This is a genomic window from Roseateles chitinivorans (genome assembly GCF_002761755.1).
GTDB classification, from domain to species: domain Bacteria; phylum Pseudomonadota; class Gammaproteobacteria; order Burkholderiales; family Burkholderiaceae_C; genus Roseateles; species Roseateles chitinivorans.
In genome coordinates, this window is record NZ_PEOG01000009.1 from 34,916 (window position 1) to 60,544 (window position 25,629).

A 25,629-nucleotide genomic window follows, 5' to 3' on the forward strand; every position below is an offset into this window, starting at 1 on the left:
GATGGCTGCGCTGACGCTCGCCCTGGCCCCGATGGCCGCCTGGAGCGCCGGACCGGCCGCCCAGCCCGGCCGCACGATCGACGTCGACCTGCGCCAGGCCGCCGGGCCGGTGGACCGCAGCTTCGACTACGCCGTCGGCGCCGACTTCCCCGGCACCCTCATCCGCGACGACAGCCAGGCCCAGCTGAAGACCGCCGTCGACGAGCTCGGCTTCCGCACCATCCGCTTCCACGCGATCTTCCACGACGCGCTGAAGACCGTGACCAAGGACGCCGACGGCGGCCTGCGCTTCGACTTCAGCCGCATCGACACGCTCTACGACGCGCTGCTGGCCAAGGGCATCAAGCCCTTCGTCGAACTCGGCTTCACGCCGGAGGCGATGGCCACCTCGCCGCTGACGATCTTCTACTGGAAGGGCAACACCTCGCATCCGCAGGCCGAGCCGTGGACCGCGCTGGTCGACGCCTTCGCCCGCCACCTGATCGCCCGTTACGGCGCCGAGGAAGTGCGCCAGTGGCCCTTCGAGGTCTGGAACGAACCCAACCTCGCCGGCTTCTGGGAACGCGCCGACCAGGCCGCCTACTTCGAGCTCTACGCCCGCAGCGCCCGGGCGCTGAAGGCCGTCGATCCCCAACTGAAGGTCGGCGGCCCGTCGACCGCCGGCGCCGCCTGGGTCGTGCCCTTCCTGGCCTTCTGCAAGGAAAAGAACGTCCCGGTCGACTTCGTCACCACCCACACCTACGGTGTCGATGGCGGCTTCCTCGATGAGTTCGGCCAGGACGACAACAAGCTGTCGCGCTCGCCGGACACGATCATCGGCGACGTCAAGCGGGTGCGCGGCGAGATCGAGGCTTCGCCCTTCCCCGGCCTGCCGCTCTACATCACCGAGTGGAGCGCCAGCTACAACCCCCGCGACCCTGTCCACGACGCCTACCTCAGCGCGCCCTACATCCTGGAGAAGCTGCGCCTGACCCGCGGCTATGCGCAGGCGATGAGCTACTGGACCTACAGCGACCTGTTCGAGGAGGCGGGCCCGCCGCCGGCGCCGTTCCATGGCGGCTTCGGCCTGCTGACGCGCGAAGGCGTGCGCAAGCCCTCGTTCTTCGCCTACAAGTACCTGAAGCAGCTGACCGGCCGCGAGCTGCCGTTGAAGGACACCAGCGCCCTCGCGGCGGTCGACGGCGGCAAGGTCGGCACGCTGGTCTGGGACTGGCGGCTGCCGGACCAGCCGACCAGCAACCGCCCCTACTTCGGCGAGGTGCGCCCGGCCACGAAGCTCGCGCCGGCGACGGTCCGCTGGCAGGGCCTGACGCCGGGCGTCTACACGCTGCGCCAGTACCGCACCGGCTTCGAGGCCAACGACGCGTACACCGCCTGGCTGAAGCTCGGCAAGCCGGTCAACCTGTCCGCCGACCAGTTGGCGAAACTGCAGGCGCTGACGACCGACAAGCCGGAGCGCGAGCGGACCGTGCGCGTCGGCCGCGACGGCCGCCATCGCGAGACGGTGCCGATGCGATCGCACGACGTGGTGCTGATGACGCTGGAACCGGCCGCGCGATGAAACCAGGGAGCGACGCCGCTGCGGCGCCGCTCGAACCAGGACACGATGGCGGCCCGCGGCCGCCATGACGAGTCACCGACAGGACGACAAGAAGGATCCCCATGAAGTTCACCGACGGGCAATGGCTGCTGCAACCTGGCGTCTCGGCCCATTACGCGACCGAGACCTATGCCGTGGATGTCCACGACGACCGCGTCGTGCTGCTGCTCACCACCCGCCCCATCAAGCACCGCGGCGACACCCTCCAGGGACCGACGCTGACCGTGACGCTGCGCTCGCCGCTGCCCGGCGTGATCCGCGTCAGCGTGGAGCACTTCAGCGCCTCGCAGCCGCCGCGGCTGCACGTGCCCATGGTCGGCGCCCAGGCCCAGCGCCTGCAGGTCAGCGAGACCGACAAGCTGGTGACCGTCAGCTCCGGTCCGCTGTCGGTCGACGTGAAGAAGGGCGAGGGCTACAGCCTGACCTTCCGCGAGGGCGACAAGGTGCTGACGCGCAGCGATTGGCGCTCGCTCGGCTACCTGCAATGGGCCGGCAAGGCCAACTACGTCCATGAGCAGCTGACCCTGGCCGTCGGCGAATACGTCTATGGCCTGGGCGAACGCTTCACGCCCTGGATCAAGAACGGCCAGACCGTCGAGAACACCAACAAGGACGGCGGCACCGCCTGCGAGCAGGCCTACAAGAGCGTGCCCTTCTACCTGAGCAGCCGCGGCTACGGCGTGCTGGTCAACGAGGCCGGCCCCGTGTCCTTCGAAGTGGCCTCGGAGAAGACCTCCCGCGTGCAGTTCAGCCGCGAGGGCGAGACGCTGGACTACTGCGTCGTCGCCGGCCCGACGCCCAAGGCCGCCGTCGCGCGCCTGACCGAACTGACCGGCCGCGCGCCGCTGCCGCCCGCCTGGACCTTCGGCCTGTGGATGACGACCTCGTTCACCACCCAGTACGACGAGGCCACCGCCACCCACTTCATCGACGAGATGGCGCGCCGCGAGCTGCCGCTGAGCGTCTTCCACTTCGACTGCTTCTGGATGCGCGAGTTCCAGTGGTGCGACTTCGAATGGGACCGCCGCGGCTTCCCCGATCCCGAGGGCATGCTGGCGCGCCTGCGCGGCAAGGGCCTGAAGATCAGCCTCTGGATCAACCCCTACGTCGCGCAGCGTTCGCCGCTCTTCGCCGAGGGCGTGCGCGAGGGCTACTTCATCAAGCGCAGCAACGGCCTGACCTGGCAGACCGACCTCTGGCAACCCGGCATGGCCATCGTCGACTTCACCAACCCCGCCGCCAAGGCCTGGTACCAGGGCCACCTGCGCCGGCTGCTGGCGATGGGCGTGGACTGCTTCAAGACCGACTTCGGCGAACGCATCCCCGACAAGGACGTCGTGTACTTCGACGGCTCCGATCCGGTCGAGATGCACAACCTCTATGCGTTGCAGTACAACCAGGCGGTCTTCGAGCTGCTGCAGGAGGTCCAGGGCAGCGACGCGGTCGTCTTCGCGCGCTCGACCTATGCCTCGGGCCAGCGCTTCCCGGTGCACTGGGGTGGCGACTGCTGGTCCAACTTCGAATCGATGGCCGAGAGCCTGCGCGGCGGCCTGTCGTTGACGTCCTGCGGCTTCGCGTTCTGGAGCCATGACATCGGCGGCTTCGAGGGCAACCCGCCGCCAGCCGTCTACAAGCGCTGGATCCAGTTCGGCCTGCTGTCCTCGCACAGCCGCTTGCACGGCAGCAGCTTCTATCGCGTGCCCTGGCTGGTCGACGAGGAAAGCTGCGTGGTGCTGCAGCGCTTCACCCGGCTGAAGCACCAGCTGATGCCGTATCTCTACGCGACCGCGATCGCCGCCACCGAGACCGGCGTGCCGACGATGCGCGCGCCGGTGCTCGAGTTCCCGGACGATCCGGCTTGTGCCACGCTGGACCGCCAGTTCCACCTGGGCGACGCGCTGCTGGTGGCGCCGGTGTTCACCGACAGCGGCGAGGTCGACGTCTATCTGCCGGCCGGTCGCTGGACCCATCTGCTCAGCGGCGAGGTCGTCGAAGGCGGCCGCTGGCGCCGCGAGACGCACGACTTCATGAGCCTGCCGCTCTACGTCGCGCCCAACACGGTGCTGCCCTGGGGCCAGGAGACCGAGCGCCCCGACTACGACTACGCGCGCGGCGTGATGCTGCGGGTCTTCGCGCTGGACAGCGGCGCGACCGCGCCCTTCGTCGTCGCCGCGGTGGACGGCACGATCGCGGCCCGTGGCACGGTGACCCGCGACGGCGACAGCTACCGCGTCCGTGTCGTCGAGGGCGCGCTGCACGACTGGGCGATCGAGGTCGACGGCGAGCGCAGCCCGGTCCAGACCGGCCAATCGCTGGACTGGAAGGCGAAGTGATGCGCACCCGGACCCTGGCCATGCTGACGGGCCTGGCGATCGTCGGCCTGGGCGCCACCGCCGCCTATGCGCAGGCGGGCGCCGCCACGACAACGCCCGCCCGGGCGGACTCGAAGGCCGCGGCCGCCGCGCCGCGCATCCAGGTGAACCAGGTCGGCTACCTGCCGGCCGCGACCAAGCGGGCCACGGTCCCCGCCGGCGCGGCCACGCGGTTCCAGCTGATCGACGCCGACAGCGGCCAGGCCGCATGGACCGGCACCCTCGGTGCCGCCGCGCTGTGGGCGCCGTCGCGCAGCAAGGTCCGGGTCGCCGACTTCAGCCCGGTGACCCGGCCCGGCAGCTACCGGCTGCGGGTCGCGGGCCTGCCCGACTCGGATCCGTTCACCATCGGCCCCGGCGCCTACGATGCCCTGGCCGCCGGCGCGATCCGCGCCTTCTATTTCAACCGGGCCGGCATCGCGCTGACCCCGGACCTCGCCGGCCCCTTCGCCCGCCCCGCCGGCCATCCTGACACCCGGGTCCTGATCCACGCCTCGGCCGCGGGACCGAAGCGCAAGGCGGGGGACATCATCAGCAGTCCCAAGGGCTGGTACGACGCCGGCGACTACAACAAGTACATCGTCAACTCCGGCATCACCGTCTACACGCTGCTGGCCGCCTACGAGCAGATGCCCGATCGGATGCGGGCGCTGAAGGTAGGCCTGCCGGAAAGCGGCAACGGCCTGCCGGACGTGCTCAACGAGGCGCTCTGGAACCTCGACTGGATGTTGACCATGCAGGATCCGGACGATGGCGGCGTCTATCACAAGCTGACCAACCCGAGCTTCGACGGCGTCGTGATGCCGGATGTGGCCACGAAGTCGGGCGATCGCGTCGTGGTGCAGAAGACCACCGCCGCAACGCTGGACTTCGCCGCGGTGATGGCCGTCGGCAGCCGCGTGTTCAAGGACTTCGAGAAGGAGCGCCCGGGCCTGTCCGCGCGCATGCTCGCCGCCGCGCGCTCGGCCTGGGACTGGGCCCAGGCGCATCCCGATGTGATCTACCGCCAGCCGCCGGACATCCACACCGGCGACTACGGCGATCCGACGCTGGACGACGAGTTCGCCTGGGCCGCCGCCGAGCTCTACATCACCACCGGCGAGGACGCCTTCTACGCCGCGATGAAGCCCACCAAGACCACGATGACGGTGCCCTCCTGGGGCGACGTGCGTGGGCTGGCATGGATGTCGCTCGCGGCGCACCGCGACCGGCTGGGCGCCGCCGCGGACCGCGCGCTGATCGAGCGCCGCATCCGCGACCTGGCCGACGCGCTGGTCGCGAAAGGCAAGACCTCGGCCTGGGGCGTGGCGCTCGACGAGAAGGACTTCAACTGGGGCAGCAACTCGAATGTGCTGAACCAGGCCATGGTGCTGCTGCAGGCGGACCGGCTCGACGCGCCCCGGCCCGGCGGCCAGCCGGGCACCTACCGCCAGACGGCGCAAGGCTTGCTCGACTATGTGATGGGCCGCAATCCGCTCGGCATGTCGATGGTGACCGGCTTCGGCACCCGCTCGCCGATGCATCCGCACCACCGGCCCTCGGAGGCCGACGGCGTGGTCGCGCCGGTGCCCGGCTTCGTCGTCGGCGGCGCCAATGCCGGCCAGCAGGACCTCAAGGGCTGCCCGGTGCCGTATCCCTCGTCGCTGCCCGCGCTGTCCTACCTCGACCATTTCTGCAGCTACGCCAGCAACGAGGTGGCGATCAACTGGAACGCGCCGCTGGTCTACGTGGCGGCGGCCCTGGGGGCGCCACCACGCTGAGGCGATGCGGCACCGCCGCATCGATGTCGGCAGGCCCTAGGTGTTTTCCTGCTCTTTATTCGTTCGGCGCCCCAACTAATATCAGTGTCATGGACACGCCACGCGCGTGGACCTCTACAAGACAGACAAGGAGACGACGCGCATGCAACCCGACGCCAGCGGTGGCCAACAGCTGTTGAAGTCCATCAACCGGATGGCCCTGGTCCGCCACCTGTGCGTGCATCCCGGCCTGTCCCGCGCCGACCTCGCCACCGAGGTCGGCCTGACCAAGTCCACCATCACCAGCCTGGTGCGCGAGTTGATCGCCGAGGGCTGGCTGATGGAGAGCAGCGTCGTCGCCACCGGTGATCTCGGTCGCCGCCCCACCCCGCTGTTCATCAGCCCGGATCGGCTGCTGATGCTCGGCGCGGAGGTCGGCATCGACGGCGTGCGCGTCGTCGCCACCACGCTGACCGGCGAGGTGCGCGCCCGCGCGGTGTCCGCCTACGGCGCGAGCCGCAGCGCCAAGGCCTGCCTCGGCGTGCTGGCGACGGTGCTGCTGAAGGTGCGCGCTCAACTCGATCCGTCGCAGCGCATCATCGGCATCGGCGTCGGCCTGCCCGGCGGCGTCGACGAGGCGCGCGGCGTGCTGAATTTCGCGCCCAACCTCGGCTGGCACGACGTGGCGGTCGGCCAGTTGCTGGGCGAGAAGCTCGATGGCGGCCCGCTGGCCGGCATCCCGCTCTACCTGCAGAACGAAGCCGACGTCGCCGCGCTCGGCGAGATGGAATTCAATGCCGGCTCGCCCGCCGATCCGCTGCTGTACCTGTCGATCAACCAGGGCGTGGGCGCCGGCGTGATCGTCGGCGACCGGCTCCTGACCGGCGCGCGCGGCTTTGCCGGCGAGATCGGCCACATGATCCTGCAGATCGACGGCCCGCTCTGTTCCTGCGGCCGGCGCGGCTGCGCCGAGGCGCTGATCGGCATGCGCGCGATGCTGCGTCCCGACGAAGCTGCCGAACTCGGCCCCCACTCGCTGCCCGACATCCGCGGCCGCCTGGTCGAGGGCGACCGCAAGACCGCCAAGGCGGTCGAGTCGGCCGGGCGCTACCTGGGCGTGCTGCTCCAGAACCTGGCGACCGCCTACGACCCGGCCTGCATCGTGCTCGGCGGCAGCGTGGTCGAGCTGGGCGATGCCTTCCTCGATCCGGCGCTGACCACGCTCAACGATTACGCCTCCGCCGCCGGCCTGTCGCCGACGCCGGTCCGCACCTCGCGCTTCGGCGCCGACGCGGTGGCCGCCGGCGCTGCGGCCCTGGCCCGTCATCGCGTTACCCGCCCGCAGCTGCCGATGACCGGCGCCGCGCGCGCCAACGCCGCAGCGTCCGCCGACGGCGAAGGCCAGGACCAGGAAGCCGCGCTGTGAGCCGCGACGACACCTTCCTCGGCATCGACCTCGGCACCTCCGAGGTCAAGCTGCTGCTGATCGACGGCAGCGGCGCCGTGGTGGGTCGCGCGGCCGCGCCGCTGACCGTGTCGCGGCCCGCGCCGCTGTGGTCGGAGCAGGATCCGGCCGACTGGTCCACCGCCACCACCCGCGCAGTCGAGCAACTGCGCGGCACCGCGCCGGACGCCTTCGCACGGCTGCGTGGCATCGGCCTGTCGGGCCAGATGCACGGTGCCGTGCTGCTCGACGGCCAGGACCGCGTGCTGCGCCCGGCCATCCTCTGGAACGACGGCCGCAGCCACGCCGAATGCGACGAACTCACCGCCGCCGCACCGCGCCTGCATGCGATCGCCGGCAACCTCGCGATGCCCGGCTTCACCGCGCCCAAGCTGCTGTGGGTGCGCAAGCACGAGCCGGAGCTCTTCGACCGTGTCCGCAGCGTGCTGCTGCCCAAGGACTACCTGCGGCTGCTGCTCACCGGCGACAAGGTCAGCGATCCGTCCGACGCCGCCGGCACGCTGTGGCTGGACGTGGCGCGACGCGACTGGTCGGATGAACTGCTCGCGGCCACCGGCCTGACGCGCGCGCACATGCCGCGGCTGGTCGAGAGCAACGCGCCCTCCGGCGTGCTGCGCGCCGAGCTGGCCGATGCCTGGGGCGTCGGCCGCGACGTGGTCGTGGCGGGCGGCGCCGGCGACAACGCGGCCAGCGCGATCGGCATCGGCGCCACCGCGCCGGGCAGCGGCTTCGTGTCGATGGGCACCTCGGGCGTGCTGTTCGTCGTCAACGACCGCTTCCGTCCGAATCCCGCCTCCGCGGTGCACGCCTTCTGCCATGCGCTGCCGCAGCGCTGGCACCAGATGAGCGTGATGCTGACGGCCGCCAGCGCGCTGCGCTGGTTCTGCCAGCTCAGCGGCACGACCGAAGCGGCGCTGCTCGAGGAGATCGAGGCGCTCGGCGCCGACGAGCTCGCCGCCGCACCGGTCTTCCTGCCCTACCTGGCGGGCGAGCGCACGCCCCACAACGACCCGTTCGCGACCGGCGCCTTCCACGGCCTGACGCATGAGACGCGACGCGCGCATGCCGGCTACGCGGTGCTCGAGGGCGTGGCCTTCGGCATGGCCGACGGCCTGGCGGCGCTGCGTGCGGCGGGGACCGACGTGACGCGGCTCTCGATCGTCGGCGGCGGGGCGCGCAGCCGCTTCTGGGCCCAGCTGATGGCCGACGCGCTCGGCGTCGAGATCGTCCGCCATGCCGACGCCGATGCCGGCGGCGCCCTCGGCGCCGCGCGCCTGGGCCGCATGGCCACCGGCGCCGGCGTCGACGAATCCTGCCCCCCGCCCCCGATCACCGACCGCTGCACGCCCTCGCCCCAGCGGCAGGACCTGCTCGCCCGACGGCTCGCCGTCTTCCGCTCGCTGTATGCGCCCCTGCGCGCGCTGCCGTCGATCCGGCCCTGAACCTCCGACCCCACCCGCATGCCCGGCCCTGACGGCCAGGCCGCGGTCTCGCCACACCTCGCAACGCAGTCCGTCATGACCAGCTACTTCTCGCACATCGCGCCGATCCGCTACCAAGGCCCCGCCACCGACGAGGCGCTGGCCTTCCGCCACTACGACAAGGACCGCGTCGTCCTGGGCAAGACCATGGCCGAGCACCTGCGCTTCGCGGTCTGCTACTGGCACAGCTTCTGCTGGAACGGCCTGGATCCGTTCGGCGGCGGCACCTTCGAGCGCCCCTGGTTCCAGGGCGGCTCGCCGATGGAGCTGGCCCGCCAGAAGGCCGACACCGCCTTCGAGTTCTTCGAGAAGCTCGGCGCGCCCTACTACTGCTTCCACGACCGCGATGTCGCGCCCGAGGGCGCCACGCCCAAGGAGAGCCACGAGAACCTGCTGCGCCTGGTCGACGTGCTGGGCGAGCACCAGCAGCGCACCGGCATGAAGCTGCTGTGGGGCACCGCCAACCTGTTCAGCCATCGCCGCTTCATGGCCGGCGCCGCCACCAATCCGGATCCGGAGCTCTTCGGCCTGGCCGCGCTGCAGGTGCGCGACGCGATGGACGCGACGATGCGCCTGGGTGGAGAGAACTACGTGCTGTGGGGCGGCCGCGAAGGCTACGAGACCCTGCTCAACACCGACATGGGCCGCGAACTCGACCAGATGGGCCGCTTCCTCAACATGGTCGTCGAGTACAAGCACCGCAAGGGCTTCAAGGGCACCATCCTGCTCGAGCCCAAGCCGCGCGAGCCGTCCAAGCACCAGTACGACTTCGACAGCGCCACCGTCTACGGCTTCCTGACCCGCTACGGCCTGGAGAAGGAGGTCAAGGTCAACATCGAGGCCAACCACGCGACGCTGTCGGGCCACAGCTTCGAGCACGAGATCGCCACCGCGGCCGCGCTGGGCATCCTCGGCAGCATCGACATGAACCGCGGCGACCCGCAACTGGGCTGGGACACCGACCAGTTCCCCAACAACGTGCCCGAACTGGCGCTGGCGATCTATCACATCCTGCAGGCCGGCGGCCTGGGCAGCGGCGGCTTCAACTTCGACGCCAAGGTGCGCCGCCAGTCGATCGACGCCGAGGACCTCTTCCACGGTCACATCGGCGGCATGGACGTCTGCGCCCGCGCGCTGCTGGTGGCCGAACAGATGATCGTCGACGGCCGCCTGGCCGCCCATGTCTCGCAGCGCTATGCCGGCTGGGACACGCCGGCGGCCCGCGAGATCCTCGACGGCCGCGTGTCTCTGGACCAGCTCGCCGATCGGGTGCTGGCCCGCAACACCGATGTCGCGCCGCGATCCGGCCGGCAGGAGTACCTGGAGAACCTCGTCAACCGCTTCGCCGGCTGAGCGCCGGCCCGCGGCGGACCGCATCGTCCAGCGGTCCCCGCGGATCCCGATCCCGACCCGATCCCGACCGTCCTACCCGTTCCCGAGCCCGAGCAGTTCCCTCCCCGCCCGAGGTCACGCCGTCAGAGCGGACCCGCACCTAACGACTGGAGACATCATGAGCAATCGCCAACGGACCGCCGTATCCGTCGCCGCCGCGCAGGCGGCCGTCCTCCTCGGTGGCCTGGCCGCCGGCATCGCCTTCGCCCAGACGGCGCCCGCGCCCGCCCCCAAGCCTGAACCCAAGCCCGAGGCCCAGATCGAGACCGTCGTGGTCTCGGGCAAGCGCGCCGCGCTGAGTTCGGCCCAGAAGATCAAGCAGAACTCCGACGAGATCGTCGACTCCATCGTCGCGGACGACATCGGCAAGTTGCCCGACCGCTCGGTGACCGAGGTGCTGCAGCGCATCGTCGGCGTCACCATGGACCGCACCATGGCCAAGGGCGACCCGGAGCACTTCTCGGTCGAAGGCTCCGGCATCAGCATCCGCGGCCTGACCTATGTCCGCTCCGAGATGAACGGCCGCGATTCGTTCTCCGCCAACGGCGGCCGCTCGCTCAACTTCGAGGACGTCCCGCCCGAGCTGATGGCCGCGGTCGACGTCTACAAGAACCCCTCCGCCGAGCAGATCGAAGGCTCGATCGGCGGCCTGGTGAACTTGCGTACCGCCATGCCGTTCGATTTCGACGGCCTCAAGACAGCGTTGTCGCTGCAGACCACGTACTCGGACCTGAAGGAGAAATCCTCGCCCAGCGTCTCCGGCATGGTGAGCAACCGCTGGAAGACCGACCTGGGCGAGTTCGGCGCGCTGATCAACATCGCCAGCTCGCGCAGCGGCACCCGCACCGACGCCTTCCAGGTCGAGCCCTACTACCCGCGCACCGACGCGGTGGCCGGCCAGGACCCCGCCACCACGCTGTGGATCCCCAAGGGCTCGCAGTGGCGCACGCTGGAATTCGACCGCAAGCGCCAGGGCCTCTATGGCGCGCTGCAGTGGAAGAAGGACGACGTCGACTCCAGCCTCACCTACTTCCGCAGCAAGTACAAGATGCAATGGGACGAGCGCGCGATCTTTGCGCAGTCCGACCCCTACAAGCTGCAGGTCGCCAATGGCGAGTTCGGCAAGAACGGCCAGCTGCTCTACGGCACGCTGACCAACAACGACGGCTCCGGCATCAACTTCGGCGCCGACACCCGCAGCGCCTACCGCAACTCCGAGACCCAGGACCTGGCCTGGAAGCTGAACTGGCGCGCCAATGAGCAGTGGTCCTTCTCGTCGGACCTGCAGTACATCCGCGCGACCACCGACAGCTTCGACTCCACCGTCGCCACCGGCGTGCAGATGCCGGAGGAAACCATCGACCTGCGCAGCGGTCGGCCGCAACTGATCTTCAACGACGCGCAACGCGCGGCGCTGCTCGATCCGGCCAACTACTACTGGGCCTTCACGATGGAGCACAAGGACAAGTCCAAGGCCACCGAGAAGGCCTGGAAGGGCGACGCCAAGTACAAGTTCAACGAGGGCATCCTCCAGGACCTGCGCTTCGGCGTGCGCTTCACCGAGCGCGACGCGACCACCACCAACACGGTGCCGGGCTACAACTGGTCGCCGATCTCGCAGCCGTGGCAGATCGGCTGGGACATCAACCACCTGGCCTTCCTGAACGATCCGCGCTTCAGCGGCGACACCTACGTCCACAACTTCAAGAACTTCTTCAGCGGCAAGGCCTCGGTGCCGTCGCTGATCTTCCCGACGGTGGGCACCACCTCGGGCTATCCGGACAGCTACGCCGCGCTGCACAAGTACCACGACATCCTGTGCGCCGAGCAGCACGGCGGCGACACCTCCTCCTGCACGCCGTGGGCGCCGGCCTCCTTCGGCACCGATCCGTCGGGCACCAACGACCAGCATGAGAAGACCCAGGCCGCCTTCGCGCAGCTGCGCTTCGCGATGGACGACTGGCGCTTCCCGGTGGACGGCAACATCGGCCTGCGCCTGGTGCGCACCCAGTCGCGCGCCAGCGGCTACACCGTGTTCACCAGCAAGCAGGTGCCGGACGGCGCGACCGGCGTGCCGGTGCCGGTGATCCCCAGCTTCTCGGAAGCGGGCACCTTCAACAACACCTACACCAATGCGCTGCCCAGCCTGAACCTGCGGATGAAGGCCAGCGAGAAGCTGCAGTTCCGCTTCGCGCTGGGCAAGGGCATCTCGCGCCCCGACTTCAGCCAGCTGCAGGCCTACACGACGATGTCGCAGGACTTCACCTCGACGACGACGAACGGCCAGACGGTGGTGAGCAACGTGACGCAGACCGGCACGGCCTCGGGCAACCCGATGCTCAAGCCGATCAAGTCGACGCAGGGAGACGCGACGGCCGAGTGGTACTTCAGCCGCACCGGCTCGCTGACCTTCGCCGCGTTCCACAAGCGGCTGAGCGACATCATCATCAACCAGACCTACCTGAAGCAGATCCCCGACGCGTCGGGCCAGCTGCAGGACTTCACCGTCACCGGTCCGATCAACGGCGCCCGCGGCCGCGCGACCGGCTTCGAGCTCGCCTTCCAGACCTACTTCGACCAGTTGCCGGGCTGGCTGTCGGGCTTCGGCATCCAGGCCAACTACACCTACGTGGACAGCAAGACCACGCTGTACCAGCCGGTGAACAGCGCGTACTGCTCGGGCGGCAACACGGCGGCCAACCTGAACCTCAACCTGAACGGTTGCGACACCGACGGCCGCACCTTCGGCAACCTGCCGCTGCAGAACCTGTCGAAGAACGCCTACAACCTGGCGCTGCTGTACGACCGCGGCGACATCTCCGCGCGCCTGGCCTACAGCTGGCGCTCGAAGTACCTGCAGGCGGTCAACGTCAATGGCACCCAGGGCGGCGACGGCACCGACACCAACCCGCAAAGCCCGACCAACGGCCAGCGCAACGTGGCCTGGGGCCTGCCGGTGTGGGCCGACTCCTACGGTCAGCTGGATGCGGGCGTGTACTACAAGTTCAACGACCACGTGACCTTCGGTCTCGAGGCGCAGAACCTGACCAACGCGACCTACAAGCAGCTGATGCAGCAGCACATCGGCACGATGGGCCGCGCCTGGTTCGACACCGGTCGCCGCTACACGCTCACCGCCCGGATGAGCTTCTGAGGCACTGACGCCTCGTCCCCTCTGCCCCGGCTGCGGCGCCCGCGCGCCCGGCCGGGGACGTCAAGGAAAGGACTGTCCCGGATGACGCCCCGCTCCCGCCCCGCCCACCGCATCCGCGCCGCCGTGTTGGCGACGCTCGCGGTCCTGACCGCCGCCCTCGCCGGCACAGCCACCGCGGCGGAGCTGCCGCGGCTGGTCGAAGGCGAGGGCCGTCATGCGCTGCTGGTCGACGGCAAGCCCTTCCTGGTGCTGGGCGCGCAGGTGCACAACTCGAGCAACTCGGTCGAGGCGCTCCAGCAGGTGTGGCCGGCGGTGGCCGATGCCAAGGCCAACACCGTCGTCGTGCCGGTGGCCTGGGAGCAGGTCGAGCCGGTCGAAGGCCGTTTCGATTTCTCCTTCGTGGACGCGCTGCTCACCCAGGCGCGCGAGCGCGGCGTGCGGGTCGCGCTGCTGTGGTTCGCGACCTGGAAGAACACCAGCCCGCAGTACGCGCCGGCCTGGGTCAAGCTGAACAACACCCGCTTCCCGCGCATGCTCGATGCGCAGGGCAAGCCCAACTACTGCCTGTCCCCGTTCGGCGCCGAGACGCTGGCGGCGGACAAGCGCGCCTTCGTCGCGCTGATGACCCATCTGAAGCAGGTGGACGAGGCGCAGCGCACCGTGATCATGGTGCAGGTGCAGAACGAGGTCGGCACCTACGGCCTGGTGCGCGACCACGGCGCCGCCGCCAATCGCGCCTTCGCCGCCGACGTGCCCGCCGAGGTGCTGCGACTGCAGAAGCCCGTCGCCGCCAGCGGCGCGGCCGGCAAGGCCAGGGGCTCCTGGTCCGCCGTCTATGGCGACTACGCCGAGCAGTACTTCCACAGCTGGGCGATCGCGCGCTACATCGGCGAGATCGCCGCGGCCGGCCGCCAGGTCTACGACCTGCCGATGTTCGTCAACAACGCGCTGCGCGACCCGCTCGCGCCGATGGCGCCGTGGAAGTCGGACTTCGCCAGCGGTGGCCCCACCTACGACGTGATCGGCATCTACAAGGCCGCCGCGCCGAAGATCGACATCGTCGGCCCCGACATCTACATGCCCGAATCGGCCAAGGTCGAGGCGGTGCTCGGCCAGTTCCAGCGGCGCGACAACGCGCTGTGGGTGCCGGAGATCGGCAACGCCGAGACCTACGCCCGCTACCACTACGCGATCCTGGGCCGCGGCGCCCTCGGTGTCGCGCCCTTCGGCGTCGACTATGCCGACTACAGCAACTACCCGCTCGGCTCGCCCCACACCGACCGGCGCATGACCGCGCCGATCGCCGCGGTCTACGGCAGCTTCGCGCCGATGGCCTCGCAGTGGGCCCAGTGGGCGCTGGAAGGACGCACCCGCGGCGTGGCCGAAGGCGACGACCGGCAACCCCAGACCGTCGCGCTGAAGGGCTGGACCGCCAAGGTCAGCTTCGGCGAATGGCAGTTCGGCGAGCGCAGCTGGCCGCACCTGAAGGACGACGCGCCGCCATCGGCCGCGAAGCCTTCCGGTGGTGTCGCCATCGCGCAGATCGGCGACGACGAATTCATCGTGACCGGCCAGCGCGCCCGTGTGCGCTTCGAGGGCGACGCCTCCTTCAAGGGGCTGGGCACGATGCTGATCCACGCGCAGGAAGGCCGCTTCGGCCCGGACGGCCGCTGGACCACCACGCGCAACTGGAACGGCGACCAGGTCGACTGGGGCCTCAACCTGCCGGCGACGCCCACGGTGCTGCGCGTCAAACTCGGCCGCTACTGATCCGCACGGAGCGCCCCGCATGCAACGCCGTCATTTCATCGCCCGCACCGCCGGCCTGGCTGCCGCCGGCAGCGCCTTGCCGGGCGTGCTCCCCGCGGCCATGGCCGCGACCGACGCTTCCGTCGTGCCCTATGACTGGCGCAGCGTGCCCTTCGGTGGCGGCGGCTTCGTCGATGGCTTCGTCTTCCATCCGCGCGAGGCCGGGCTGCTGTACTGCCGCACCGACATCGGCGGCGCCTACCGCTTCGATCCAAAGGCGCGTCGCTGGTGGCCGCTGCTGGATCACCTCGACAAGGCCGACGCCGACCTGATGGGCGTGCTGAGCGTGGCCGTGGATCCGAACGATGCGGACCGGGTCTACCTCGCCTGCGGCCTTTACCTCAGCAAGGACGTGCGCGACGGCGCGCTGCTGGCGTCGAGCGACCGCGGCCGCACCTGGGCCAAACACGAACTGGGTCTGAAGATCGGCGGCAATTCTCCCGGCCGCGGCAGCGGCGAGCGCCTGCAGGTCGATCCCTGGGTCGGCGAGGTGCTCTATCTCGGCAGCTCGCAGGACGGCCTGCTCAAGAGCACCGACCGGGGTCGCAGCTTCCAGCCGCTCGGCCTCCCGGCCCGGCATGTGTCGCTGGTGCTGGTCGATCCGGCGAGCGGCGCGGCCGGCAAGGCGGCCTCGCGGATCTACGCGGGCAGCCACGACCAGCCCGGGCTGTATGTCTCCGAGGACGGTGGCCGCAGCTTCGCCCGCGAGCCGGGCACGCCGGCCATGGCGCCGCAGCGCGCGGCCATCGGGCCGGACGGCGTGCTTTACGTCAGCTTCGCCGCCAGCGACGCGCCCCAGGCGGTCAATCCGAGCTACGCGCTGCGCGGTGGCGTCTGGAAGCGCGAGTTGCGCGGCGGCAAGGCCCTGTGGACCGAGATCACGCCGGTCAAGCCCGCCGAAGGACCGGCGGGCTTCGGCTACTCGGGGCTCGACGTCGATCGGCAGCGTCCCGGTCGCCTGATCGTGTCGACGATCGAGCGCTGGCGCGACGGCGACGACCTCTTCCTCAGCGAGGACGGCGGCAAGAGCTGGACCGCGATCGGCGCGCGCTCGAAGCACGACATCGAGTCCCGCCCCTGGCTCGCCAACTACAAGGGCGCGACGCGCCGCCCTGATCCGATGGGGCACTGGATCGCCGACGTGAAGCTCGATCCCAAGGACGGCAGCCGGGCGGTCTACGGCACCGGCTACGGCGTGTGGATGACCGACTCGCTGGCGGCGGCGACGCGCTCGCCGGCCGGTACGGTGGCGTGGCGCTTCGAGGTCGAGAACCTCGAGGAGACCGCGACGCTGGAGATCAAGAGCCCGTCCGGCGGCGCCACGCTGCTGGCGGCGATGGGCGACGTGTCCGGGGCGGCCTGGGACGACCTCGGCAAGAACCCGTCGGCCGGCCTGTTCGCGCCGAGTAACGAGACCAACCGTTCCGTCGACGCGGCCCAGCTCGAGCCGCGCGTGCTGGCGCGCACCTCGGACCACGCGCCGACCGGCGGCTATGTCTCGGTCGACGGCGGCGTGAGCTGGCGGCCCTTCGGTCCGTCGCCGCGCGAGGCGAAGAACGCGCGCGGCCATCGCACGCCGACCGGCCTGGTGGCCGTCAGCGCCAAGGGCGGCTTCCTGGTGTGGGCGCCGGAGCGCCAGCCGGGGATGTGGTCCAAGGACAAGGGGCGCAGCTGGTCGCTCTGCGAGGGCTGGCCGGCGGAACGCAGTCCGCTGTTGGCGCCGATCGCGGACCGCGCGGTGGAAGGCGTCTTCTACCTGCTCGATCGCGCGCAGGGACGCGTGCTCATGAGCGTCGATGGCGGCGAGCACTTCCAGCCGGCCGTCAACGGCCTGCCCCAGCTCGACGACGGGCAGTACGCGCAGATGCTGTGCGCGCCGGGCCGCGGGCGTGACCTGTGGTTCGCGCTGCCCAATGGCCTCTTCCACCTGCCCGGCGCCGACCAGCCGATGCAGCAGGCCAAGCCGGTCGCCGAGGCCTGGATGATGGCGCTGGGCAAGTCGGCCGCGAGCGCCGCCTACCACGCGATCTATGTGTGGGGCCGCGCGTCGGTGGGTGGTGCCTCGCCGGTCGAGGGCCTGTTCCGCAGCGACGACGAAGGCCGGAGCTTCGTGCGCATCGGCGACGACCTGCATCGCTACGGCCGACTGCTGTCGATGGCCGCGGATCCGCTGGAGCACGGCACCGTCTTCCTTGCGCCGCACGGGCGCGGCGTCGTGGTCGGCAGGCCGAGGACCACCCCATGAACGCTTGCGGCGCCATCGCCCCTCGCCGCCTGCGCGCGCGGCTGCTGAGCGCTGCCGCGACCGTGGCGGTGGCGCTCGCGGGCGTGCTCGCCTCGACGGCGGCGATGGCCTCGGACTTGCGCCTGTTCGAGCGCGCGCCCGCGCCGGACACGCCGGAAGGCTGGGAGCGCCAGGCGCTGCCGGTCGGCAACGGTCGCCTCGGCGCGATGTTGTTCGGCGGCCTGGCACGCGACCGGATCCAGTTCAACGAAAACACCCTGTGGGTCGGCGACGGCCGCACCATGGGCGCCTACCAGCCCTTCGGCGACCTGGTGCTGACGCTGCCGGGTCACGATGCGGAGAGCCCGGAGGCCAGCGGCTACCGGCGCGAGCTGGACATCGGCGACGCGCTGCACCGCGTCAGCTACACCCATGGCGACACGCGCTTCACCCGGGAAGTCCTCGCCAGCCATCCGGCGCAGGCGATCGTGCTGCGTCTCAGCGCGGACCGCGGCGGCCAGTACAGCGGCAGCCTCGCATTGACCGACCGACACGGCGCGCGCGTCCTCGCGCACGGCGCCGGCACCGAGGAGGGCTCCCGCCTGACCTCGACCGGCGCCCTGCCCAACGGCATGCGCTACGCCGCGCAGGCGCGCCTCATCGCCCAGGGCGGGCTGCTCCGCGTCGAGGGCGGCCGGCTGGTCTTCCAGGGCTGCGATGCCTTGACGATCGTGCTCGGTGCCGGCACCAGCTATGTGCCCGACGCTGCCAAGGCCTTCGACAGCGGCATTGATCCGCTGCCGCGTGTCGCCGCGCAGGTCACCGCTGCGTCCGCCCAGCCCTGGGAGACGCTGCGGGAGCAGCATGTGGCCGACCACCGGCGCTTCTTCGCGCGGCTCGCGCTGGACCTCGGTCGCAGCGGCGACGATCGCCGCGCGCTGCCCACCGGCGAACGCCTGCGGCGCTACACCGCCGAGGGCGGCGATCCCGAGCTCGAGGCGCTGCATGCGCAGTACGGCCGCTACCTGCTGATCGCGAGCTCGCGCGACTCGCTGCCGGCCAACCTGCAGGGCCTGTGGAACGACAGCCTGACGCCGCCGTGGAGTTCGGACTACCACACCAACATCAATGTCCAGATGAACTACTGGCCGGCGGAGCCGGCCAACCTGTCGGAGATGGCCACGCCCTTCCTGGGCTTCGTGCAGAGCCAGATCCCGATGTACCGGCGCGCGGTGGCCGAGGCGGCAGCGCTCGCCCTGGCCCGCGACGCGGCGCAGGGCAAGGGCGCCGCGAGTGCCGCCTCCAGCGAGCCGATGCCCATCGGCGCCTTCGCCGGCGACGCGCGCCCGCCGGAGGAACGCTTCCTGACCGCGCAGGGCCGGCCGGTGCGCGGCTGGACCGTGCGCACCGAGTCGAATCCCTTCGGCGGCATGGGCTACCTCTGGAACAAGACGGGCAATGCCTGGTACCTGCAGCACTTCTGGGAACGCTACGCCTTCGGCGGCGACCGGCGCTTCCTGCGCGAGGTCACGCTGCCGCTGATGAAGGAAGTCGTCGCCTTCTGGGAAGACCAGCTCAAGCCGCTGCCCGATGGCCGGCTGGTCGCGCCGATGGGCTGGTCGCCGGAGCACGGTCCGGTCGAGGACGGCGTCAGCTACGACCAGCAGATCCTGTGGGACCTGTTCAACAACGCGGTGGCCGCCGCCGATGCGCTCGGCACCGAGCGTGCCTGGCGCGATCACGTCGCCGCGCTGCGCGACCGCCTGGCCGGCCCGAAAGTCGGCAGCTGGGGCCAGCTGCTCGAGTGGCTGGAGGAGAAGCGCGATCCGGTGCTCGACACGCCGGGCGACACCCATCGCCATGTGTCGCACCTGTTCGCGCTCTTCCCGGGGCGGCAGATCTCGACCACGCGCACACCAGCCCTGGCCGCCGCGGCGCGCCGCACGCTGCAGGCCCGCGGCGACGCGGGGACCGGCTGGTCCATGGCCTGGAAGATGGCGTTCTGGGCGCGCCTGGGCGACGGCGACCATGCCTACCGGATGCTGCGCGGCCTGCTCGCCACGCCGGGCGCGCGCGCCGCGCAGCAGGCCGGCCCCGGCAGCGAGTCCAACAACGCCGGCGGCACCTATTCCAACCTGCTCGATGCCCATCCGCCGTTCCAGATCGACGGCAACTTCGGCTACACCGCCGCGGTGATCGAGATGCTGCTGCAGTCGCATGCCGGCGAGATCCAGTTGCTGCCCGCGCTGCCCGCGGCCTGGCCGGAGGGCCGCGTCAGCGGACTGCGCGCGCGCGGCGGCATCGAGGTCGATCTCGCCTGGTCCAAGGGCCGGCTCACCGCGGTCGCGCTGCGCGCCGTGGCTGGCGGCTTCGATGCGAACCGCCGGGTGACGCTACGTGCCGGCGAACGCCGCACGACGCTCGTGCTGCGCCCGGGAGAGACACGCCGGCTCGACGGCGATCTCCGGCCCCTCCGATGAACCCGATGCACCGATCCGACCCATGAAGCTGTCCCCCCTCCTCCACACCGCAGCCGCCACCGCGGCCGTCACCTTGACCGGCCTGGGGCAGCCCGCCGCGGCCGCCGCCGGCGCCGCCGCGCCGGCCGATGTGCTGAATGTCTTCGTCGGCCAGCCGATGAAGGGCCACCAGCTGACGATCGGCGACTTCGAGCGCAGCGCGCCGCTGACCGGGGATCGCGTGGACGCGCCGCCAGCGCCCAAGCCCGAATCCCCGACCACCCGGATCTCGGCCCGGCGCAGCGCCAAGGACGGCCCGCGCGACGCGGTCACGATGACCTGGCAGGACACCTGGTACGCGAGCCTGCGGGTGACCGGCGGCCCGCCGGTGGACCTGCGGCCCTACCTCGCGCACGGCACGCTGGAGTTCGACATCGACGTCAAGGACCTGCGCCAGGGCGGCCTCTCCTTCAAGCTGGCCTGCGGCGAGGGCTGCGAACGCAAGGTCAACCACCTGATCCCCGGCCGCGCGCTGGAGGGCAAGGGCTGGCAGCGGCTGTCGTTCTCGCTGTCGTGCTTCCACCGCGATGGCGACGACTTCAGCCGCGTGACGCTGCCGTTCTCGGTCGAGGTCGGCGGACGGGGCGAGCTGTCGATCGCCAACGTGCGCATCAAGCGCCGCGGACAGGCCAACGCGGTCTGCCCGGACTACCGCACCGAGTCGGTCACGCCGTCGCCGCTGCTGCAGTCCTGGTCGCTGGACTGGTGGATGCCGCGCCATGAGCAGAAGCTCGCCGAGGTCCGCGCCATGCGCGCGGCCGGCAGGAACCCGGAGGTCGTCTTCATCGGCGACTCCATCACGCAGGGCTGGGAAGACGCGGGCAAGGCCGTCTGGGCCGAGTACTTCGCCCGCCACGACGCGCTGGCGCTGGGCTTCGGCGGCGACCACACCGAGAACGTGCTGTGGCGCCTGCAGCATGGCGAGATCGATGGCATCGCGCCCAAGGTCACCGTGCTGATGATCGGCACCAACAACACCGGCGACCGGCAGGACGCCCCCACCGCCACCGCCGCCGGCATCCGTCGCCTGATCGACGAGATCCGCATCCGGCAACCGGGCAGCAAGATCCTGCTGCTGGCGATCTTCCCGCGCGATCCCAAGCCCGACGGTCGCGGCCGCGCGCTCAACAACGAGATCAATGCGCTGATCCGCGGCTTCGCCGACGGCGAGGTCGTCCACTTCCTCGACATCGGCGCGTCGCTGAGCAACCCCGACGGCACGCTGTCGCCCGAGGTGATGCCCGATCGGCTGCACCTCTCCGAGCGCGGCTACCGCCTCTGGGCGGAAGCGATGAACCCGACGCTGCTGCGTCTCCTTGAAGCCTCCCGCTGAGCCGGCCCGGTCCGCGCCTGCCCCGATCCACCCTGACCCATGAGCAGTCCCTTGAGTTCCACCACCGCTCCTTCGCCGCTGTTCCCGCTCTCGCCGCTGCCGGCGTTCGGTTACGCCTCGCCCTTCCCCGGCACCTTCGTGTTCGGCGTGTCCGCCTCCGCGCCGCAGATCGAAGGCGCCGCCTTCGAGGGCGGCAAGGGCGAGTCCAACTGGGACCGCTTCAGCCGCCAGCCGGGCGCCGTCCATGGCGGCGACACGCTGGACGTGGCGGTCGACCATTACCACCGCTTCGACGAGGACTTCGCGCTGATGGCCTCGCTGGGCCTGAAGGACTACCGGATGTCCATCGCCTGGCCGCGGATCATTCCGGACGGCACCGGCGCGGTGAACGAGGCCGGCATCGACTTCTACCGCCGCCTCTTCGCCAGCATGCGCAAGCACGGCATCAGGCCGTGGGTGACGCTGTTCCACTGGGACCTGCCGATGGCGCTGGAGGAGCGCGGCGGCTGGACCTCGCGCGAGACCGTCGACGCCTTCGCCCGTTATGCCGAAGTGGTCGTGAAGACCTTCTCCGACGAGGTCAAGCACTGGATCACGCTCAACGAGATCCGCTGCTTCACGATGCTGGCCTACGGCTACGGCACCAAGGCGCCGGGTCGCCGCGAGCCGGAAGCCGTCGTCAACCAGACCTACCACCATGCGATCGTCGCCCATGGCCATGCGGTGCGGGCGGTGCGCCAGCACGGCGGCCCCGGCGCCCAGGTCGGCCTGACCGACAACTGCGACGTCAGCGTGCCGGTCAGCGAAAGCCCGGAGGACATCGCCGCCGCGACCGCCTGGTTCCGCGACCGCAATGCCCACATCCTGGGCGCGATCCACGCCGGCCACTATCCCGAGTCCTACCTGAAGCGCGTCGGCGACGCCGCGCCGAAGGTGCTGCCGGGCGACTTCGACCTGATCAGCCAGCCGACCGACTTCCTCGGCCTGAACATCTACACCGGCCACTATGTGCGCGCCGCTGACAACGCGCAGGGCTATGAGCAGCTCGCATTGCCGAAGAACTACCCGCGCGCCGATCCGCCCTGGCTGCACCTGGTGCCGCAGTCGATGTACTGGGCGCCGCGGATGGCGGCCCAGCTCTACGGCCATCGCTCGATCTACATCACCGAGAACGGCTGCGGCTACGACGACGAGCCGGTGACCGACGGCGAATGCCACGACCTGCACCGGCGCGACTTCGTGCGCGGCCACCTGCGCGAGCTGCATCGCGCGATCGGCGACGGCGTGCCGGTGAACGGCTATTTCCTCTGGTCCTTCATCGACAACTTCGAATGGGAGGACGGCTACCAGCGGCGCTTCGGCATCGTGCACTGCGACTACGGCACGCAGGTCCGCACGCCCAAGCTGTCGGCGCGGTACTACGCCCGGATCGTCCAGGAACGGCGCATCCTCTGAGCCGCCGCCCTCGCCAGAAACCATGAAAGGACGCGGGGCCGCCCCGCCACCGCCATGAGCGCACACAGCCTGTCTTCCACCGCCGCGGACGCACCGCCGGCGCCGCACGTGATCCACCCCGCCGACCGCGTGCCGATGCCGCAGAAGGTCGGCTACGGGCTCGGCTCGATGATCGACCTCTGGGGCCACTGGCTCTATGCGTCGCTGGCCTTCCACGTCTTCAATGTGTTCCTGGGCGTCGCGCCGGGCCTGATCTCGACGGCCCAGATGATCAAGATCTTCATCGACGCCGCCTCGGACGCGGTCTTCGGCTGGATCTCCGACAACACCCGCACCCGCTACGGCCGGCGGCGGCCCTTCATCCTGGTCGGCGGCGTGCTGGCGGGCATCGGCCTGCCGCTGATGTTCGCCGTCGGCCGCGGATGGACGGACATGCAGTACTTCATGTTCATGGTGATCTCCACCGCCATCTACGTGCCGGTGATGAGCTGCTTCAACATGCCCTGGCTGAGCCTGGGCTCGGAGATGACGCCGGACTATCACGAGCGCACCAACGTGATGTCCATCAAGAACGCGATCCAGAAGGCCCCGGAGCTGGCGATGTTCTTCGCCGCGCAGTTCACGACGCTGGCCTGGTTCCATGACGCGGACGGCAAGCCCGACATCCTGCGCGGCGCGCAGACCTACTGCGCGCTGCTGGGCGCGGTGATGGTGGGTGTGTCCATCGTGATGTTCATGACGGTGCGGGAGCGCTACTACGAGAAGCTGGTGGCGCATTCGCAGACCCACATTCCCTTCGCCGACACGCTGTGGCGCACGCTGCGCTGCCGGCCGTTCCGGCACATCCTCGGGATGATGCTGGCCTACGGCATCGGCACGGCGATGGTGTCGGCGCTGGGCTACTACGCCACCGTCTACTACGTCTGCAAGGGCGACATCGCGCTGGCGACCAAGTGGAACACCGCGATGGGCGTGGCCGGCATGGTGTTCGGCTTCATCGGCATCCCGTTCTTCAACTTCATCGCGCGGCGCCACGGCAAGCGCGCGGCGCTGGCGCTGGTGCTGTCGCTGGCGATCTGCGCCTTCATCGGCGACTGGTGGCTCTACGACCCGGAGCGCCCCGCGCTGCAGCTGCTGGCCTGCGGCTTCGTCGCCTTCACCGGCGCGGGCTTCTGGACGCTCTACGGCTCGACGGTGGCCGACGTCATCGACTACGACGAGCTGCAGACCGGCCAGCGCCGGGAGGGCTCGTTCGCCGCCTGCCAGTCGTGGATCTCCAAGGTCGGCATCGCGCTGGGCGTGGGCGCCTCGGGCTGGATCCTGCAGTTCACCGGCTTCGATTCGAAGCTGCCGGTGCAGAGCGATCACGCGATCTTCATGATCCGCATCCTGCTGTCGGGCATCCCGGTGCTGGGCCTGCTGCTGGCGCTGATCTCGGTGTCGCGCTTCGAATTGACCGAGCACGGCATGGCGGAGATCCGCAGCCGCCTCGAAGCCCAGCGCGGCGCCGTCTGAGGCCGCGCCGGCCGCTGCGCCGGCGCCCGTCCCGCGGGTGGTTCATCGAGCTTTCCAGAGTCCTCACCGGACCGTGCGCGCGACCGCGCGCATGACTCAACCGCAACGTACGGAGACAAGACGATGAAGGCACGAACCCTGGCCGCGCTGCTGATGGCAGCGACCGGCCTGACGAGCGGACTGCAGGCCGGCGCGCAGAGCTGCTCGCCGACGACGATCACCCCCTACATCAAGGTGGGCAGCGGCGCCTGGACCAACACCTCGACGGTGACGGTGGCCGCCGGCGACACGCTGCGACTGGGTCCACAGCCCACCAGCGGCGGCTCCTGGGCCTGGTCCGGCTGCGCGTCGGGCAGCGCGCGCGAGATCGGCCTGACGGCCAAGGCCAGTTGCACCGCGGTGGCGACCTACACCAACAGCTGCGGCGCGAAGTCGACGCAGAACTTCGTCCTCACCGTGCCCGGCATGCGGGACCTGACCAGCCTGCAGCTGTCCAAGCTGATGGGCGCCGGCTGGAACATGGGCAACACGCTGGAGGCGATCGGCGGCGAGACGGCGTGGGGCAACCCGATGGCCACGCAGGCGCTGTTCAACGCGGTGAAGGCGGCGGGCTTCAAGACGGTGCGGATCCCGGTGTCCTGGAAGCAGTACGCCGATGCCAACGACAACATCAGCGCGAGCTGGATGGCGCGGGTGACGCAGGTCGTCAACTACGCGCGCAACGCCGGCCTGTACACGATGATCAACATCCACTGGGATGGGGGCTGGATGCAGCCGACCTATGCCCAGCAGTCGGCGGTCAATGCGCGCATCACGAAGTTCTGGACGCAGATCGCCAACAACTTCAAGGGCCACGACGACATGCTGCTGTTCGCCGGCACCAACGAGGTGATGGTGGACGGCGACTACGGCACGCCGACGGTCGAGTACTACACGGTGCAGAACAGCTTCAACCAGACCTTCGTGAACGCGGTGCGGGCGACGGGCGGGAGCAACCTGGCGCGCCATCTGGTCGTGCAGGGCTTCAACACCAACATCGATCACGCGGTGAATTTCGCGACGATGCCGAGCGACTCGGTGGGTCGCCGGCTGATGATGGAAGTGCACTTCTACGACCCCTACAACTTCACGCTGAACGACAAGAGCAGCATCTGGCAGTGGGGGGCGGGCGCGACGAGCGCGGCCAACACCGAGACGTGGGCGAACGAGGCCTACATCGACGGCCAGTTCCAGAAGATGAAGACCCGCTTCGTCGACCAGGGTATCCCGGTGATCCTGGGCGAGTTCGGCGCGATCCGCCGTACCGAGTACGCCGGCGCGGAGACCTACCGCACCGCCTGGGACCGGTATGTGGCACGGGCCGCATGGACGCGGGGCGCGGTGCCGGTCTACTGGGACGCGGGTTATCCGAACGACAACCACAGCATGGGGCTGTTCGACCGCAACACCGGTGCGGTGGTGCATCCGTCGATCGTGAGCGCCATCGTCGACTCGGCGAAGTGACGATCAGCGCGGCGGCGCTTCCACTTGCCTACGCATAGGAATCCCGCTTGCCGCAGGGCCATGTCGAC

14 protein-coding genes are annotated in these 25,629 nt (G+C 70.2%); all 14 read left to right on the plus strand.

Features of this window, described 5'->3' with window-relative positions; genetic code table 11:
• Position 1 precedes the first annotated feature (1 nt).
• Complete coding sequence (locus CS062_RS03770) at positions 2–1,561, plus strand: GH39 family glycosyl hydrolase (protein WP_199174163.1); 1,560 nt, start codon at positions 2–4, stop codon at positions 1,559–1,561.
• A 101-nt stretch (positions 1,562–1,662) separates the two neighbouring features.
• A complete protein-coding gene (gene yicI / locus CS062_RS03775) occupies positions 1,663–3,933 on the plus strand; it encodes an alpha-xylosidase (RefSeq protein ID WP_099860121.1) in 2,271 nt (756 codons plus the stop codon).
• Entirely contained in the window at positions 3,933–5,732 is a 1,800-nt protein-coding gene (locus CS062_RS03780) for a glycoside hydrolase family 9 protein (protein WP_233217897.1), read from the plus strand. The genes yicI and CS062_RS03780 overlap by 1 nt, the downstream gene beginning before the upstream one ends.
• 142 nt (positions 5,733–5,874) lie before the next feature.
• Complete coding sequence (locus CS062_RS03785) at positions 5,875–7,137, plus strand: ROK family transcriptional regulator (protein ID WP_143742243.1); 1,263 nt, start codon at positions 5,875–5,877, stop codon at positions 7,135–7,137.
• A complete protein-coding gene (gene xylB / locus CS062_RS03790) occupies positions 7,134–8,618 on the plus strand; it encodes a xylulokinase (protein WP_099860123.1) in 1,485 nt (494 codons plus the stop codon). Before CS062_RS03785 ends, xylB begins: the two co-directional genes overlap by 4 nt.
• A 75-nt stretch (positions 8,619–8,693) precedes the next feature.
• On the plus strand, positions 8,694–10,010 hold the full coding sequence (gene xylA / locus CS062_RS03795; protein ID WP_099860125.1) for a xylose isomerase: 1,317 nt from the start codon (positions 8,694–8,696) through the stop codon (positions 10,008–10,010).
• A gap of 157 nt (positions 10,011–10,167) precedes the next feature.
• Positions 10,168–13,203 (plus strand): TonB-dependent receptor, encoded by a 3,036-nt coding sequence (locus CS062_RS03800; protein WP_099860127.1) that lies wholly within the window; start codon positions 10,168–10,170, stop codon positions 13,201–13,203.
• Between the two features lie 81 nt (positions 13,204–13,284).
• Complete coding sequence (locus CS062_RS03805; protein WP_099860128.1) at positions 13,285–14,973, plus strand: DUF5597 domain-containing protein; 1,689 nt, start codon at positions 13,285–13,287, stop codon at positions 14,971–14,973.
• 19 nt (positions 14,974–14,992) lie between these two features.
• Positions 14,993–17,257, plus strand: coding sequence for a hypothetical protein (locus tag CS062_RS03810; protein WP_099860130.1), 2,265 nt, complete (start codon positions 14,993–14,995; stop codon positions 17,255–17,257).
• Positions 17,254–19,716, plus strand: a complete 2,463-nt coding sequence (locus CS062_RS03815; protein WP_233217898.1) for a glycoside hydrolase family 95 protein — start codon at positions 17,254–17,256, stop codon at positions 19,714–19,716. Before CS062_RS03810 ends, CS062_RS03815 begins: the two co-directional genes overlap by 4 nt.
• A 22-nt stretch (positions 19,717–19,738) precedes the next feature.
• The gene (locus CS062_RS03820) at positions 19,739–21,088 is read left to right on the plus strand and encodes a GDSL-type esterase/lipase family protein (protein ID WP_099860132.1); all 1,350 of its coding nucleotides are present in this window, start codon (positions 19,739–19,741) and stop codon (positions 21,086–21,088) included.
• A gap of 51 nt (positions 21,089–21,139) precedes the next feature.
• Positions 21,140–22,543 (plus strand): GH1 family beta-glucosidase, encoded by a 1,404-nt coding sequence (locus CS062_RS03825; protein WP_199174164.1) that lies wholly within the window; start codon positions 21,140–21,142, stop codon positions 22,541–22,543.
• Between the two features lie 54 nt (positions 22,544–22,597).
• Complete coding sequence (locus tag CS062_RS03830; RefSeq protein WP_099860135.1) at positions 22,598–24,058, plus strand: MFS transporter; 1,461 nt, start codon at positions 22,598–22,600, stop codon at positions 24,056–24,058.
• Positions 24,059–24,181: 123 nt separating this feature from the next.
• Entirely contained in the window at positions 24,182–25,561 is a 1,380-nt protein-coding gene (locus CS062_RS03835; protein ID WP_099860136.1) for a glycoside hydrolase family 5 protein, read from the plus strand.
• The last annotated feature ends 68 nt before the right edge of the window (positions 25,562–25,629 follow it).

Excerpts from the sequence above, each read along its gene's own strand:
- CS062_RS03770 (WP_199174163.1), top strand. The coding sequence starts at position 2 with ATGGCTGCGCTGACGCTCGCCCTGGCCCCGATGGCCGCCTGGAGCGCC.
- yicI (WP_099860121.1), top strand. The coding sequence starts at position 1,663 with ATGAAGTTCACCGACGGGCAATGGCTGCTGCAACCTGGCGTCTCGGCC.
- CS062_RS03780 (WP_233217897.1), top strand. The coding sequence starts at position 3,933 with ATGCGCACCCGGACCCTGGCCATGCTGACGGGCCTGGCGATCGTCGGC.
- CS062_RS03785 (WP_143742243.1), top strand. The coding sequence starts at position 5,875 with ATGCAACCCGACGCCAGCGGTGGCCAACAGCTGTTGAAGTCCATCAAC.
- xylA (WP_099860125.1), top strand. The coding sequence starts at position 8,694 with ATGACCAGCTACTTCTCGCACATCGCGCCGATCCGCTACCAAGGCCCC.
- CS062_RS03800 (WP_099860127.1), top strand. The coding sequence starts at position 10,168 with ATGAGCAATCGCCAACGGACCGCCGTATCCGTCGCCGCCGCGCAGGCG.
- CS062_RS03805 (WP_099860128.1), top strand. The coding sequence starts at position 13,285 with ATGACGCCCCGCTCCCGCCCCGCCCACCGCATCCGCGCCGCCGTGTTG.
- CS062_RS03810 (WP_099860130.1), top strand. The coding sequence starts at position 14,993 with ATGCAACGCCGTCATTTCATCGCCCGCACCGCCGGCCTGGCTGCCGCC.
- CS062_RS03815 (WP_233217898.1), top strand. The coding sequence starts at position 17,254 with ATGAACGCTTGCGGCGCCATCGCCCCTCGCCGCCTGCGCGCGCGGCTG.
- CS062_RS03820 (WP_099860132.1), top strand. The coding sequence starts at position 19,739 with ATGAAGCTGTCCCCCCTCCTCCACACCGCAGCCGCCACCGCGGCCGTC.
- CS062_RS03830 (WP_099860135.1), top strand. The coding sequence starts at position 22,598 with ATGAGCGCACACAGCCTGTCTTCCACCGCCGCGGACGCACCGCCGGCG.
- CS062_RS03835 (WP_099860136.1), top strand. The coding sequence starts at position 24,182 with ATGAAGGCACGAACCCTGGCCGCGCTGCTGATGGCAGCGACCGGCCTG.